The organism is Candidatus Rokuibacteriota bacterium (genome assembly GCA_016209385.1).
In the GTDB taxonomy this organism is placed as follows: domain Bacteria; phylum Methylomirabilota; class Methylomirabilia; order Rokubacteriales; family CSP1-6; genus JACQWB01.
Genome location: JACQWB010000046.1, coordinates 1 through 15,226, shown reverse-complemented (window position 1 = coordinate 15,226; position 15,226 = coordinate 1). Strand labels below are relative to the sequence as shown.

12 protein-coding genes are annotated in these 15,226 nt (G+C 66.4%); 9 read left to right on the top strand and 3 right to left on the bottom strand.

The annotated features are described in order from the left end of the window. The 9 genes from HY726_03215 to HY726_03175 all read left to right on the top strand — a co-directional run. Window positions 1-535 (top strand): PD-(D/E)XK nuclease family protein (locus HY726_03215; protein MBI4608004.1); only part of this gene is annotated, 535 nt, incomplete at its 5' end. Window positions 536-771: 236 nt separating this feature from the next. Beyond that, entirely contained in the window at window positions 772-3,894 is a 3,123-nt protein-coding gene (locus HY726_03210; protein MBI4608003.1) for a DEAD/DEAH box helicase, read from the top strand. Then, a complete protein-coding gene (locus HY726_03205; GenBank protein ID MBI4608002.1) occupies window positions 3,884-6,991 on the top strand; it encodes a hypothetical protein in 3,108 nt (1,035 codons plus the stop codon). Before HY726_03210 ends, HY726_03205 begins: the two co-directional genes overlap by 11 nt. 10 nt (window positions 6,992-7,001) lie before the next feature. Beyond that, window positions 7,002-7,277: a PD-(D/E)XK nuclease family protein gene (locus tag HY726_03200; GenBank protein ID MBI4608001.1), complete on the top strand. Its 276-nt coding sequence runs from the start codon at window positions 7,002-7,004 to the stop codon at window positions 7,275-7,277. A 410-nt stretch (window positions 7,278-7,687) separates the two neighbouring features. Beyond that, a complete protein-coding gene (locus tag HY726_03195) occupies window positions 7,688-8,122 on the top strand; it encodes a hypothetical protein (GenBank protein MBI4608000.1) in 435 nt (144 codons plus the stop codon). A gap of 546 nt (window positions 8,123-8,668) precedes the next feature. Beyond that, window positions 8,669-10,849, top strand: a complete 2,181-nt coding sequence (locus tag HY726_03190; GenBank protein ID MBI4607999.1) for a tetratricopeptide repeat protein — start codon at window positions 8,669-8,671, stop codon at window positions 10,847-10,849. Next, window positions 10,846-12,570, top strand: coding sequence for a hypothetical protein (locus tag HY726_03185; protein MBI4607998.1), 1,725 nt, complete (start codon window positions 10,846-10,848; stop codon window positions 12,568-12,570). The genes HY726_03190 and HY726_03185 overlap by 4 nt, the downstream gene beginning before the upstream one ends. 40 nt (window positions 12,571-12,610) lie before the next feature. Next, window positions 12,611-13,336 (top strand): hypothetical protein, encoded by a 726-nt coding sequence (locus tag HY726_03180; GenBank protein MBI4607997.1) that lies wholly within the window; start codon window positions 12,611-12,613, stop codon window positions 13,334-13,336. A 29-nt stretch (window positions 13,337-13,365) separates the two neighbouring features. Further along, the gene (locus HY726_03175; GenBank protein ID MBI4607996.1) at window positions 13,366-13,581 is read left to right on the top strand and encodes an LLM class flavin-dependent oxidoreductase; all 216 of its coding nucleotides are present in this window, start codon (window positions 13,366-13,368) and stop codon (window positions 13,579-13,581) included. 96 nt (window positions 13,582-13,677) lie between these two features. On the opposite strand, the gene HY726_03170 is transcribed toward HY726_03175, so the two are convergent. The 3 genes from HY726_03170 to HY726_03160 all read right to left on the bottom strand — a co-directional run. Next, window positions 13,678-14,418 (bottom strand): hypothetical protein, encoded by a 741-nt coding sequence (locus HY726_03170; protein ID MBI4607995.1) that lies wholly within the window; start codon window positions 14,416-14,418, stop codon window positions 13,678-13,680. After that, the gene (locus HY726_03165) at window positions 14,415-14,582 is read right to left on the bottom strand and encodes a hypothetical protein (GenBank protein MBI4607994.1); all 168 of its coding nucleotides are present in this window, start codon (window positions 14,580-14,582) and stop codon (window positions 14,415-14,417) included. The genes HY726_03170 and HY726_03165 overlap by 4 nt, the downstream gene beginning before the upstream one ends. Before the next feature lie 42 nt (window positions 14,583-14,624). After that, window positions 14,625-15,226, bottom strand: a 602-nt coding sequence (locus tag HY726_03160; protein ID MBI4607993.1) for a sigma 54-interacting transcriptional regulator, incomplete at its 5' end; no start/stop codon positions are given.

Below are 15,226 nucleotides of genomic sequence, written 5' to 3'. Positions count from 1 at the left end.
CCCCGAGAAGGAGTCGAAGGAAGGCCTCCTGGCCCTCGCCTCCCGGATGCTGGAGGCCTTCTACCAGAACCAGGAGCCCGGGACCGAGGTGGTCGGGGTCGAGGTCCCCTTCGAGGTGCCGCTGATCGACCAGGAGACGGGCGAGCTTCTGGACCGGCCGCTCGTGGGGAGCCTGGACCTCCTGGAACGCTCGCCGGAGGGCCAGCTCGTCGTGGTGGACATCAAGACCGCCGCCCGGAAATACACCAGCCTCCAGGTCGAGGCGTCGCTCCAGCTCTCGATCTACAGCTACGCCACGGCCATGAACGGCCTGGCCGACCAGGAGGACCTGAGGCTCCGGTTCGACGTGCTCACCAAGACCAAGAAGCCGGAGCTTCACCGCTACTGGACTACCCGGGACCGCGCGGCCAACCTCCGGCTCTTCCGGCTGGTCTCGGAGGTCCTGGGCGCCATCGAGGCCGGGGTCTTCCATCCGGTGGTGGGATGGCACTGCCAGGACTGCCCCTACCGGCGCCGGTGCTGGGCGTGGGGGTGACGCAGGCCGAAACGTAACGCTCGTAGGCCTGCACCAACCTGGTGCGGTGGGCCGAGCTCGAACTCTTCGCTCGTCCGCACTGTGCTATCCTTCTCCAGCCGGAGGTAAGAAGCTGCCCATGGGAATGATGGGCTCAATGCCCGCGGGTTCCGCCAGCCAGTTCTGGCAGGCTCTTCGCCCGTCCTGGCGCAGTGTGCTCGATAACACTGCCGGCGCGGCGGCCGGGCGACTCTTGGATGGCTAGGCCGCTCTTCAGCGCTGGCGACGTCGTCAGACTGCGAGCTGATCCGACCAGGGTCGGCAGCGTTGTCGGGATCCACCCTTCCTCCGCCGGTGAGACCCGCTACAAGGTTTTTCACGGGCCAGGGGATCTCAGAGAATACGACGAGGACCAACTCGTAGCCGACTCCTCGGTGTCGTCAGAGGACGTTCTGTTTCGCACTCTGACCGGGATGCCACCGGTCAATGCTGAGGCGTTCCGCGCGCGGCTCACAGCCGCTCGTCTCGCGCATGCCCTCATCGACAATCTTTACGCGCTGAGGGCCGCCCGGGTCCGGTTCGTGCCATTCCAGTTCAAGCCGTTACTGCGCTTGCTTCGTGCGGACCAGCCACGCCTGCTCATCGCAGACGATGTCGGCGTCGGTAAGACAATCGAGGCCGGGCTGATCCTGCGCGAGCTCCAAGCCCGACACGAGATCGACAACGTCCTCGTGGTCTGTCCGAAGGACCTCTGTCCGAAGTGGCGGGCCGAGATGCGCCGCTTCGACGAGAATTTCCGGATCCTGACCAGCGAAGGGCTCCGATACTGCCTCTCTCAGACGCATTACGACGGTGTGTGGCCGCGGGAATGGGACCGCGCCATCGCTCCACTGCAGTTGCTCCGCCGACGCGACTACTTGGTCGGAGAGGAAGGGCAGCGATGGCCCGGACTCCGCGGACTCGACCCGCCTCCCCGTTTTACGCTGCTCATCATCGACGAGGCGCATCACTTGCGGAACCCCGGGACGAACAACTACGAGCTTGCGGAGGTGCTCTGCAGCGTCAGTGAGGTCGTGGTTTTCCTATCGGCCACTCCCGTTCAGACTGGATCGCAAAATCTTTTCTCGCTCCTTAACCTCCTAAGACCCGACGTCTTCCCTGACTTGCAGACGTTCAACCGTTCGGTCGAGCCGAACCGCTTTATCAGCCGGGCGATGCGCCACGTCCGCACGCTCAAGCCGGCCGGCGAGTGGCAGGGCCACGCGGCGGCGCATTTGGAGGCAGCCGCAGCCACCCCTTGGGGCCGGAGCACGCTTGCACAGAACGTCGCTTTCGCCGTCTGGAGAACCCGACTCGCCGACGCTGCGCCGGTGACGGACGAGGAGCGGATCCGTTGCTTGAGAGACCTCGAGGAGGGCCACTCGCTCGCCCACGTGATGAACCGGACGCGCCGCCGAGACATCGGCGCCTTCACCCAGCGCGAGCCCAAGACGGTGGCGGTACCTTTCACGCCCGAACAGGAGGAGTTCTACCGCGCCCTGGTCGACTTCCGTTACCGGCTGCTCCTGACGCGATACGACACCGTCGTCGCGCGCCTCATCCTCGATATGCTCGAACGCCAGGCCGCAAGTTGCTTGACGGCCGTTGTTCCCACACTCGATACCTTCATCCGTACGGGGAAGTTCACCAGCGCCGAGATTACTGACATTGAGGAGGAAGGCGACCTCCCCGACGAGCTCAACATACCATCGGAGTTACTGATCGAGGCTAGGGCGCTGCGCGAGCGGGCCCACGCGCTACCCGCCAGCGACCCTAAACTCGAGCAGTTCCTCCACATCGTTAGAGAGACCCTCGCTTCCTCAGAAGGCGCCGGCAAGCTGCTTGTGTTCTCATTCTTCCTCCGCACGATCGCGTATCTCGCTGACGAGCTTCTGAAAGCGGGCTTCCGCGTCGGTGTGGTGACAGGGCGCGTCGATGAGGTCGAGCGCGAACACCTCCGCGATCGTTTTCGGAGACCGCGCGCCGAGCGGGACGCGATCGATGTCCTGATCTCCTCGGAGGTAGGCTGCGAGGGCCTCGACTACGAGTTCTGCGATCGCCTCGTCAACTACGACATCCCATGGAACCCGATGCGTATCGAGCAGCGTATCGGCCGGATCGACCGCTTCGGCCAGCGGAGCCCGAAGATCCTGATCTTCAACTTTGTCACGCCGGGAACCGTCGAGGAGCGCATCTACTTCCGTTGCTTCGACCGCCTCGGCGTCTTTCGAGACACGGTTGGAGATCTTGAGGAAGTGCTCGGCGAGTTCGTGGAGATCCTGCACAAGCTCGTCTTCGATCCTTCGCTGACGCCAGCGCAGGTGGATGAGCGGACCAGGCAGGCAGCTGACAACGCGCTCCGGCTCGCAGCGGAGCAGCGCCGACTCGAGGAGGAGGCGGCAGGGCTTCTCGGGCTCGATGTCGAATTCGAGGACGAAGTCAAAGAGATCGCGGCGACCGGTCGCTTCGTCGCTCCCGACGAACTTCGACAGATGATCGACGCGTTCCTTGCCGCAGAGGGGCTCGGACGCCGCGTCAGCGACAATGCTGATACTCGATTGGACATGTTTGTCCTGAGCCGGCGGGGGCGACAGGAGCTCCACGATCTGGTCGTACGTCTCGACGCTAGAGCCAGGACGACGATCGAGTTCGTCCGGCTCCTGGAGCGGGAGAGCGGTCCAATCACCGTCACGTTCGATCAGGATGCCGCGCTCGAGCACCGGGAGGTGCCGTTCATCACGCCCGTCCACGCGCTGGCTCAGGCCGCTGCAGCCTGGTGGAACGAGCGGCAGGAACCACTGGTCGCCCACCTCTCGATCCGCGACCGCGGAATAACGCCTGGTCGTTACCTTTTCGCGGTCGAGTTGTGGGAGCAGATCGGCGCTCGTGAGGCCCAGCGCCTAGCCGCGGCTGCGGTGGATCTTCAGACGGAAGTGTGCCTGCCCCATCCCGAAGATGCGCTACTCAGGCTTCTCCGGCGCGCCGCCGACGCGCCGGCGGTGGTAACTGCGAAGGTCCCTGCTGCAACGCGAGAGGCACTCGATCTCGAGCTCCTCCGCCTGCGCCGCGGCGCCGCGCAGGCGCTCAAAGCGGCGAACGCAGCCCTGGTCGACCAGCGCCTGGCCAGTACAGATGGCTACTACAAGGCGAGGCTCGATCGCTTGACTGCCGAGGTACTGGTGGCCAGCGACAGTCGGATCAATCGGATGAAGACCGCTGAGCGCGACCGGGTCGAGCGGGAATACCAGGAACGGCGACAAGAGATCGAAGTATGCCGCGATGCGGACGTCATCGCGCGCCGCCTCGCCCTTGGCATCCTGGAGGTCCTCCATGGCAACTGACTACGGAGGCATACGAGACGAGAACATCCGCCGCTACGGTGAGGACGACTGGTATGGCCCTTTTCTCGCCGGGATGTACAGCGACCGAACGCACTTTCTCCTCGAGCTGCTCCAGAACGCTCAGGACGCTAGGGCGACGCGCCTCCATTTCGAGGTCTTCGCCGATCGGTTGGAGCTCCGGCACGACGGGCGGCTGTTTGATGAGGCCGACGTGCGGGCCATCTGTGGCCTGGCCAAGAGTACGAACGCCGATGATCCGACGCGCATCGGACGGTTCGGCATCGGCTTCAAGTCCGTGTACGCGTACACAACCCGACCCGAAATCCACTCGGGAAGCGAGCATTTCGCGATCGAGAAGTATGTACGCCCGTTCGCCGCACCGGCCGTCGAACCGGGGAACGGGTGGACAACGCTCTTCATTTTCCCTTTCGATCGGGACGACATCGAGCCAACACAGGCCGCGAGAGCGATCTGTGCGCGCCTCGAGAGCTTGAGCCCACGGACGCTCCTCTTCCTTCAGGATGTGAAGGAGGTCGAGTGGGCTACGGAGTCTGGCAAGAGAGGGCAGCTAGTGCGGACCCCAGAGGAAGGTGACGGCGGGCGCGGCGTGCGAATCGGCCGGAACGTTGGCGGTAGCACCACGATCGAGGAGTGGCTCATCTTCGAGCGCCCGGTGGAGCTCGTGGCCGGCAGACCGCTCAACCGGGTCGAAGTGGCCTTCCTCCTACACCGCGATCCCGATACCGGTAAAGCTGGTGTCGTGCCGGCACATGACACTGAGCTGGTCGTCTTCTTTCCTACGGCACGGGAGACGCATCTCGGCTTCCTCGTTCAGGGCCCGTATGTGCCGACGGCCACCCGCGATAACGTTCCAGACAACCATCCACTCAACCGTTGCCTAGCATCGGAGACTGCCAAGCTACTGACACACAGCCTCTACCGCCTCCGCAAACTCGGGCTCCTGAGCGTTGCTGCGCTCCAAACGCTGCCGCTCAGACTTGGTGACTTTCCGCTCGGCAGTCTTCTGCGCCCTCTCTACGACGCAGTCAAGGACGCCTTGCTCAGCCATCCGCTCCTCCCTACCGCCAATGGGCGACATGTCCCAGCGAAGGAGGCGCGGCTAGCTCGCGGCGCCGGCCTACGTGAAGCTTTTGACGGGAGGAGGCTGGCAGCGTTGCTGGGTGAACAGCGCTTGTCGTGGGCGACGCCCGATATCTCAGAGAACCGGACCGTCGAACTGTACCGCTACTTAGTCGGATATCAGAGCTGGTCCAAGGATGACACCATACCTGCGCTCGTACCAGGCTTTGAGGTCACCTGGGACACAGTCGTGGCCCGCTTGACGGCAAAGTTCCTTGAAGCTCAGGACGACAGATGGGTGATGCGTCTCTACCAGGCGTTGGCTGACCAGCGAGCGCTGGTGCGAGACCTGCGGACAAAGCCAATTGTCCGTCAGGCAGACGGACGGCACGTGTCACCGATAGACGCCAACGGCGCACCCCTCGTGTGGCTACCTCCTGAAGACGAGACGACATTCCCAACGGTCAAGCGAACCCTCGCCGAAGACGACAGGGCTCGACAGTTCCTCGTCTCGCTCGGTCTGAGCGTTCCCGATGTGGCCGATGAGGTCATCGAGCGGATTCTGCCACGGTATCGGAAGCAGCAGTGGCCATCGGAGTCCAAGCACATACGTGATATCGAGAAGATCTTCCGTGCGCTCGGTACGGATTCCCGCGAAAAGCGGTCTCGCTTGCTGTTGGCAATCCGCGAGACGCAGCTGCTCCGAGGCGTCAACGCTCACGACGGCTCTAGGAAATGGCTGGCGCCGCCGGCGCTGTACCTTCGCACCCCTGACCTCACCTGTTTCCTGGAAGGGAATCCCGACGCGTGGTTCTTAGATCATTGCTACCCCGAGGGTCAGCCATGGGATCAAATCGGCGTGAATGACGACTTTGTCGTAAGCTACCGCGCGCCGCGACATGGAGGCTATGTGCCAATTCTGTCGAGCTGGGGCTGGCATAAGCGGGGACTGAAGGGGTTCGATCCCGACTTCGACGTCTACGGCCTTGAGCACGCGCTCCGTAATCCCACCGTGGAGCGATCCAAGCTGGCTTGGAACCTGCTCACCAAGTACAGCACAACGATCCGTGGCAAGGTAGAGAAGTCTACGCGACAAACGTTCGAGGGTTCCATGGTGGAGGACGACACATCTCGGGGAGGGCGTCTCGCGACTGACCTCGCGTGGGTGCCCGATAAGCAGGGAGGCTTCCACACAGCGAGCGCCCTCCGGCTCGATGACCTGCCAGAAGGCTTCGAACGCAACGAGCGGCTTGCGGATGCTCTGCACATGATCCGCGCGCCTCGAGCCGAGGTTGCACAGGCCCTCGGTATCGACGAGGAGGACGTAAGCATCGTTCTCCGGCATCCCGATCGTTTCCGGGCCTTGATACAGGAGTTGCGAGAGGCTGAGCACCCAAAGCGGAACGATACCGACCGCAAGCCTGAGGACCATCCGGTTGAGGTGGACTATGAACGAGCACTACGTGAGCAGTTCCGCCGCCCTCAGGAAGCACGGCCCGCTGAGGTCGTGCACGTAGACGGCAAAGCTCCGGATCCGGCACGGCGCCGCGAGGGCGTTGGGGCCGACATACAGGCTGGGAAAAACGCCGAGCCATCAGTGGAAGATCGTCATCGCCAGGTCCTCCGTCGCGAGTGGGAAGCGCAGAGCCCCGAAGTACGAGCGTACCTCAAGGAACAGTACGCAGGTCGGTGCCAGATCTGCCAGGGCTCGTTTGCCCGCCGCGACGGCGAGCCGTATTTCGAGGCGAAGTACCTGGTGTCCCGGACGGAAGCGCGTTGGATCGATAGGCCAGGCAACGCCATCTGCCTCTGCCCCACGTGCCTCGCGAAATTCTTGTATGGGTCCGTTGAATCGGACGACATCATAGAGCAGATCTTATCGTTCCGGGCGCGGGCCGAGGGCGGGACCGTGGAGCCGCTTATTCGGCTCCGACTGTGTGACGTTGATGTCGCCCTCCGATTCACCGAGCGCCACCTGCTTGATGTCCAGACTCTACTTGCCACGAGCACGGAGTGATGCGGAGATAATGGCCTCGCTCCAGCTTTCGATCTACTCGTACGCGACGGCCATGAACGGCCTGGCCGACCAGGAGGATCTGAGGGTCAGGTTCGACGTGCTGACCAAGACGAAGAAACCGGAGCTCCACCGGTACTGGACGAGCCGCGACCGGGCCGCCAACCTCCGGCTCTTCCGGCTGGTCTCGGAGGTCCTCCGGGCCATCGAGGCCGGAGTCTTCCACCCGGTGGTGGGGTGGCAGTGCCAGGAGTGCCCCTACCGGGGGCGATGTTGGGCGTGGAAGTAATCGTGGATGCTGAACCAGTACGTTCCCTTGACCGGCGCTTTATCCGCGCTGTACCATCCAGCCATGCTCCTGAACGGGCGCCTGACGGCGCGTGACGCCGGGAGGGGCCGGCCGGCAGCCGCCGGCGTGGGTTCGGCTTGGGGCGGAGCGGCAGGGAAAGGACCTTTGTCCAGGCTGTGCGCACTCGCGCAGGCAGAGGCGAAGCTGGCCGCCGCGCAGGCGCGCATCGATTCGGTCACCGCGCGATTGAAGGCGGAGTGCAAGAACAACCGCACCCCCGGGAGGCCGCGGTCCACTGCGGGCAGGTCGATTGGGACGGCGTCCGCCGCAACGTCGCCCCGCAGCCGTCTGGTCCCGTGTGGAAAGTCCCGGCGCAGTCGCTCGCGCCGGCGAGATAGCAGGCAAAGCCCATGAGAGAAGCCCTGCGCGAGATCCTTCTGGCCGCGCTCCTGGCGGGCGCCGCCGTTGGCGCCGCCGCATCGAAGGCGGCCAGCGACGAGTGGGAGATGCTGTTGAAGCGGGACATCGCCCGCGTCGACCTCAACGTGAGCTCCATCGAACGAGGAGCGAACGGCGGAATTCAAGCCTACGTTCTCACGATGTATTCAGAGCCGAAGACGACTCCGGACGGCGCTACCTATAAGAACTCGACGCAAGTCATCGAGTGGGATTGCGCCAGCCAGCGGAGTTGGCTGCACGGAGTTGCGTACGAGATGAAATCCAAGCTGGTCGGCCTGCGCAAATATCCAAATGCAGAAGCCTCGTCGTTTATGCCGCCCGAGACTTTGGGTGGCGCGACGGAGAGAGCCGCATGCGCGTATTTTCGGCGGAAAGGATTATTGTGATCCGGTATCGGCGCTGTCCGCTCGCGCTGGCCATATGAGAACTCTTGGAAGCTACCGATGCGCAACGCAGCGTGTCTGGCCTTGTTGCTAGTACTCCTCGGTTCAGCCGCCGTGGACGCGCAGTCCAGACACCGGTCCGGCTCAAGCGCGTCTCCTCCATCCACGCCGCCTTCGACCCCCGGGTTCGGCCCGAACACGGGCTTCGGAATCAACAGCGGGTTCGGCCCGAACACGGGCTTCGGACCGACGACAGGATTCGGCCGGAACACGGGCTTGGGTCCTCCCGTCAGGTCGAAGCCTGACGAAGAGTTGTACGGCCTGTGCATCGGCTCGGGATTCGCCCGCGAGACCTGCGAATACCTGGCGACCCACGGCAAGTGACGCTGAGAAGAGGGCTTTAATACCGCCTATGCTCACAAGAGAGGCGACGACATGGACCGACACCTCCTACGAGCCGATGGGATAGCTGTTGGGTTGGGCGTCATTGCGCTCGTGGCCGTGCTGCATTCATCCCCTGCGTGTGCCCAAGCCCCCTCGATTGGAGGGGTGAAATGCTCGATCAACGGCCGTCCGGTTCCGTGTCCTGACGAGACACCGGGTGGCGACCGCCCGGGCTCCAGCGGCCCTACACGCGAACAGCTCGGGGCCCAGGCGTACAACAGCGGGCTCGCGTCTTACCGGGAGCGACTCTGGACCGACGCCCAGCAGGCCTTCCGGCGAGCGACGGAGCTGCTGCCAGGCGACGCCGACGCCCAGTACATGTTGGGCGCCGCGCTCAGCGCCCCGATCGTCGAGCAGTGGAACTTTCTCTTCAACCTGGGTCGCGCGCAGGAGCCTTACGGAGACGAGTTGGAGGATGGTCTCAAGGCCGCGATCGCCGCCTTCCGGAAGGCGCACCAGCTCGGTCACGCGAAGGCGGGGGCGGAGCTTCAGCGACTCCAGCTCGAGGCCCGGCTCGCTCAGTTCCGGGCGGCCCGTGAAGCCTGGCGCGACGAGCAGAAGAGGAAGGAGGAACGCGAGCGCCCGTACCATGCCGCCTATGGGAAGGGGCGGGAGCTCTACGATGAGGGGCGATGGAGCGAGGCCGAGGAGTACTTCCGCCGCGCCGTCAGGCTCATGCCGGACAGCGCCGACGCGTATTTCTTCCTGGCCCTGAGCCTTCACAATCAGCGGAAGCTCGAAGACGCGGTCGCGGCGTATCAGGAGGTGCTCCGGCGGAATCCCGGTCCGCGCGAAGCGGAGGGCACGCGCGAATGGCTCCCGATGGCCCAAGCCTTGGTCGCGAAGCGCGCCAACGATTCCCGCGCGGCCGAGATATACGCACGGCGGGCTCTTGCCGCGAATCCCGACAATCCGGACGCTCACGGCACGCTCGGGTGGGCGCTCTACAAGCAGCAGCGAGTCGCCGAGGCGGAGAGCGCGCTGCGCGAGTCGCTGCGTCTTGCTCCGGACGTCGTCTCCAGACGCCAGGACCTCGCGCGCGTCCTCGAGGCCCAGTCGAAGCGCGACGAGGCGGAGCGCGAGCTTCGAGAGGCGCTGCGGCGTGATCCGAAGAACACGGTCACGACCGCCCTTCTCGAGGCCGTCGCGCTGAACCACGCGATGTCTCTGCGCCTGGGGAACCAGGATGTCCAGGCCGAGCAGGTGTTGCGGCGCGCGCTGGCGGACCTCCCGAACTCGACGAAGACGCGTGCCGCGCTCGCCGATGTGTTGCTCAAACGCGCCGACGGAGTCGCTGAGCGTCAACCGGCGAACGCGGAGGCGCTGTACCGAGAGACGATCAAGCTCACCCCGAACAACGCGCGCGCACACAACAACCTCGGCGTCCTCCTGCAGGGTCAGGGCAAGACGCGCGAGGCCGAGGCGGCCTACCGCGAGGCGATCCGCCTCGAGCCGGCCAACGCACAGGGCTATCGCAACCTCACCGCGCTGCTCCAGCAGCAGGGACGCGCGCCGGAGGCGGTGGCGATCTATCGCGACTGGCTGCGGACGCAACCCGGTGACCAGGCGGCCAGCCAGGGGCTGCAGGCGGCGATCGCCGCCGACGCGCAGGGGCGCATCAACCGGCTCGTCGCCGGCCTCACGCCGTTCCCCGCCGGAGGCCCGCACCCGGTACCCAGCGGTGCGTCTCGGCCCCCCGACAGTGGCCCCGGGCCACGAACCGCCGGCGGCCAGGTCGCCAGCGCCGAAGCACATGGTCAGGCTGCGAAGACTGGCGCGGCAGCGGCTGGCACGGAGACCGAGCGGCAGAGCATCGGTGTTCTCGATGCTGGGAGGGAGCGTGCCGTTGCCGAAGCGCGCAGAGTCTTCGACCTCCAGGGAAAGGTGCAAGGACAGCAACTGACCTGGCCGACTCTCCAGGGACCACGATTCCGCGACCCCGAAATCCCGGCGCATTTGCGTGCGGACCCGATCATCACTGGCCCACGCGGATTGGTGGCCAAGCGCGAAGCGGCCAAGCAGGACGTTGCGGTCCTCGAGCAGCGGTTGCAGGAGCTCGAGCAGCAGCCGCAAACGCTGGAACGCGATGTCCGCGTCGCGGAAGCCAAGCAGGCGGTCACGAACGCCGAGCAGCGCGTTCACCTCGTCAACGCCGTGATCCGTGAGTACGTGGACCTGAGTTTCACGCCGCCCCCCACGGCGGGCTCGACTGCGACGCCGGAGAAGGAGCCGATGACGCCGGAGAAGGCGACGGCGGCGGAGAAGGAACCCTCGGCGCCACGGTGAGCCGGCGCATCCTGAGCTCCGCCCTCGCCGCCGTCCTCCTCGCCGGCGGTGCCGCCACCGCGCACGGCCAGGCTGCCCCTCCGCCGTCGTCGCTCGACGCGCGCGACTTCGTGGCGTTGGGACTCGCCGCCCTGGAGCTCGGCGAGTGGGAGCTAGCGCTGCGGGAGCTGCGGCTCGCCCAGATCGTCCGGCCCCTGTCGCGGGAGCTCTTCCTGCTCCTCGGGATGGCGTGCGAGGGCAGCGGCGGCCGGGATGTCGAGGCGATCGCCTGGTTCCGCGCCTATCTCGCCCTGGAAGGGAGCTCGCCCCGAGCGTCGGAAACACGGGATCGCATCGTGAAGCTCGAAAAGCGCATCGAAACCCTCGCCAGGACGCTTCTCGTTAACGCCGGCGATCTCATGAAAATGGCCGCCCTCGACGACCGGGACCTCGCCTTCGATTTCGTGTCCGCGCTGGCCGCGGCCGGCGCCCTCGATGAAGCCCGCAAGGAGGCCGATGGCCTGCCCGCAGGCGGCGCGCGAGCAAAGGCGCGCATGCTGATCGTGCGCGACGCGGCCAAGCGGGGCGACGTCGCCACCGCGCTCAAGATCGCTGAGGACGTGGGCGACGAGGAGCACCGCGACGGCGCGCTGATCGATGTCGTCGTGGCGCAGGCGGGACGGGGCGACTTCAGCGGCGCCCGCCGGACGGCGCGCCGCATCCGAACCGCGGAGAATCAGGGTGCCGCCTACGCCGCGATCGTGTCGGCCCACCACGACAAGGGCGACTGGGTCGGTCTCCGGGAAACCCTCGCGCAGGTCCCTCCCGCCGCGCGAACGCGGGACTTCTGGTGGGAGGTGGGCTTCGCCCACGCGTCGAGCGGCGATGTCCAGGCCGCCCGGCAGGCCGTGGCGAAGATTGCCGATGCGGTCACCCGGGAATTCGCGCTGAGCGGTGTCGCGGCGACTCAGGCGCGGCGCGGCGACTACGACGGCGCCCGACAGACGATCGCCACGATTCGGGACACCGGCCAGCGTTCGTCCGCCTGGGAGGAGGTCATCACCGCTCGGGCCCAGCGCGGGGATGTCGCCGGGGCGCGGAAGCTCCTCGCGACGGTATCGAAAAACTTCGCCATGTCCGCGGGAACCTACGCAGCCCTGGACGACGTGGGTGCAGCCCTCGAGATGGCGGAACGGCTCCACGATACCGACCGTGATACCGCCCTCTACCAGATCGTGGAGGTTCGCGTCAGGAAGGGCGACGTCGGTGGGGTCAGGCACCTCGGCGCCAGGGTCAAGGCGCCGATCATCCAGAGGGACGCGGTGCTCGCGGTGGCGCGGGCGCTCGTAGCGACCGGGGACCTCAAGTCGGCCATCGCGGCGCTGGCCGACATCACCGACGTCGAGCTGCGTCGCGAGGCCGAGGAATCGATCCGCACCCGGCCACGCATTCCGCCGGCTCGCCCCGGGTCACGCGAGGAAGCGGCGGCGGTCGCGTGGCTCACGTTCGTGGACGATCTCTATGGGAACACGCGCGTGGTGGACTTTGACGCGATCCGGCTTCCCATGTCGCGCGCCGGCGCCCACGCCGACGTCCGGCGCGCGCTGAAGCGGCTCGATCCGCAGAACCCGCTGGAGACGGCGCGCCGACTCGTCGTCGCGTCCCGGCAGCTCATGGAGGCGTTGAACGAGGCGCGCGACAAGACGGTGGAGCTCGCGGATCAACGGATCGGCAAACGCTGACGAGAGCGCCTGGGCCATGCCCAGAATCATGAGGAGCGTCATGAGGATAATCGTGTGCCAGCGGTTCATCACGGTGGCCGTAGGGTTGCTGTGGTTCGGTGTGCTGGAGGCCGAAGTGGTCATCCCGGAGCCCGTCGCCGTGCCGACGTTTCTCACGCCCGTCGCCCGCGAGCAGCTCGAGCAGCAGCGCACGGGACTCCTGGCGACCCGCGCGCAGCTCGACGCCGACATCAAAGCGCAGAAAGCCGCGTGCCAGCGTGTCCCGACCGACGACGCGGATCGCCTCCGCACGTGCAGGGAAGCGTTGACGAAGCTCCAGGACCGGTACACGGCCTTCGTCGCCGACACGCAGTACTTTGCCCGGCTCGTCGCTGTCGCCCGGGCCGTTCGTCGCAACCAGATCGCCCTCGAGGGCTTCGACGCGGGCCTGAGGGCATTCGCTGCGGAGGCCCGCGCCGCCGGCCTGGTGGATGTGTTCGAGGAGGTCAATGGGAAGTGGCCCATCCTGGTGGGGGTCGTGGCGGCGACCATCCTGGATCCGACCAAGACCGTTCCGGCGGCGGCGGCGATCGTGGTGACCGAGATGGCCAAGATCACCGCCTGGTGGCTCAACGTCTTCTTCCAGAGCGTAAACCGCTGCTCGCTCCCCAATGAGGATCTGCGCGCCACGTGCCTGAATCTCAGGACCCTCTATGCGACCGTCGAGCGGACGGACAAGGAAGTCCAGGAGGCCTACGCCGCGCTCAAGCCGCGACCGGTCAGATAGGGGGCAGGCGCTTCGGAACCTTCCTGCTGATGCAATCGCCGTCCGCACGCTCCTCCGAGGAGATCTGCGCGCGTGGGATCGAGATCGCCCAGGCGGCCGAGGCCGTGGGCTTCCGGACCGTCTGGCTCGCCGAGCATCACTTCTCGACTTACGGCTATCTCTCCCGCCCCGTGCAGCTCGCGACGTACATCGCGGCGAAGACGACGCGGCTGCGAGTGGGCACGGCCGTGATCGTGGTCCTGTAGCATGGCTCCTCGGGGGGCAGGCTCCTCGGGCGGCGCCTGAAGCCCGGCAGCCAAGGGTGTGGGTTCGGCCTGGGGCGGGAGCGGCTGAGAGGGGTGTTATGATCTCGGCCGTGGCCGCAGTCTTCGCGGGAGCACGCGCTTCGTCACGATGATTGCCGCGAGGCTCACCCCATCAAGCAGAACACCCAGCGCCAGCGGCTCTCGATCCAGCACCGTCACGTCGTTCAGGACGAAGCCGATGATAGCCATGGCGGTGTTGAAAACGGCGGCGGCCCAGAGGCTACCAGTCAGGAGATAGACGGCGGTGACCCCGAGCCAGACCAGGGAGAGCGTCACGGCCATCGGGAGTGTGTTCCAGGGCGGGGCGTAGGTGAGGTGGTAGAGGCCGAAGCTCGCGCTGGCGATGACGGCGGCCAAGGCGACAGCAGGCGACCGGGCGAACGTGGGGACCAGCAGCGCGCAGACGAGGTTGTACACGATTCCCAGGAACACGCCGACCTCGGCCAGGCTGGTCAGGAAGAGCCACACGGACAAACGTAGCGCGTGCGCGGGCGCGGCGAGGACCAGCCTGCCGATGGGGAAGGCCGCCATCAGCGCGCCTGCCGCCAGGGCGCCAGCGATCTTGGTCGCCTCGCTCCTGCCGCTCCCGCGCCGGCGCTCCAGCACACCCGATGCCGCGATCCGTTCCGTCAGCGCCGCCGGCAGGAGCATCCCGGGGCCGAGGAGCACGACGGCCCAGTAGGCCAGGCGCGACTCAGCCAGGCCGAGGACGTGGTTGGCAAGGTAGTTGAGCGAGAAGAAGGCGACGACGTCCAGGAGCGCGACGGCGAGGATCACTGCCCGGCCTGAGGCTCCCGCTTGACCTGGTAGGTCAGGAACAGGCCGCGACGGCGGAACTCCTGGCGGATCAGTTCCAGGAGCCGACGAAGTTCTTCTTCCTTCGAGAGCTCCAGCCAGAAGCGGAAGACGCGGCTCACCGAATCCTCCTCGTTCGTCTCCATGGCGCCTCGCTCGCGACCTGCCGTCAAGTGCCGCTGTGAACCTCACGCCCCGGAGCGCGCCTCGATCCCGTGCTCCTTGAGCTTCCGCCAGAGGGTGGTGCGGTTGATGCCGAGGGCCCGGGCGGCCTCGCTCTGGTTCCCGTGGGCGCGCTCCAGGGCCTTCAGGATCCGCTCCCGCTCAAACTCGGCCGGGGGCACCTGGGGCGGGCCGGCGAGGGCCTGGCCGCGAGCGCCGGGGTAGAGGCCGAGGTCCGAGGCCGTGATCTCGGGCCCGGGGGCGAGGATCACCGCGCGCTCGACGGCGTGCTCGAGCTCGCGCACGTTCCCCGGCCAGCGGTACCTCGCGAGCAGGGCCAGGGCCTCGGGGCTCAGGCCCTGGAAGGCTTTCCGGGCCCGGCGCGCGGAGAGGCGGAGGAAGTGCTCGGCCAGGGGGACGATGTCCTCGGGCCGCTCCCTCAGGGGCGGGAGCTGGATCGTGATGACGTTGAGCCGGTAGTAGAGGTCCTCCCTGAAGCGTCGCTCCTGGACGAGCCCGGCCAGGTCCTGGTTGGTCGCCGCCAGGATCCTCACGTCCACCGTCCGGGTCCGGGTCCCGCCCAGCGGCTCGATCTCGCCCTCCTGGAGGACCCTGAGGAGCTTGGCCT

What these genes read in the sequence shown, in the direction of transcription:
- HY726_03195 (MBI4608000.1), top strand. Translation starts at nt 7,688, where the DNA reads ATGAGAGAAGCCCTGCGCGAGATCCTTCTGGCCGCGCTCCTGGCGGGC.
- HY726_03165 (MBI4607994.1), bottom strand. Translation starts at nt 14,582, where the DNA reads ATGGAGACGAACGAGGAGGATTCGGTGAGCCGCGTCTTCCGCTTCTGG.
- HY726_03180 (MBI4607997.1), top strand. Translation starts at nt 12,611, where the DNA reads ATGAGGATAATCGTGTGCCAGCGGTTCATCACGGTGGCCGTAGGGTTG.
- HY726_03200 (MBI4608001.1), top strand. Translation starts at nt 7,002, where the DNA reads ATGGCCTCGCTCCAGCTTTCGATCTACTCGTACGCGACGGCCATGAAC.
- HY726_03210 (MBI4608003.1), top strand. Translation starts at nt 772, where the DNA reads ATGGCTAGGCCGCTCTTCAGCGCTGGCGACGTCGTCAGACTGCGAGCT.
- HY726_03175 (MBI4607996.1), top strand. Translation starts at nt 13,366, where the DNA reads ATGCAATCGCCGTCCGCACGCTCCTCCGAGGAGATCTGCGCGCGTGGG.
- HY726_03205 (MBI4608002.1), top strand. Translation starts at nt 3,884, where the DNA reads ATGGCAACTGACTACGGAGGCATACGAGACGAGAACATCCGCCGCTAC.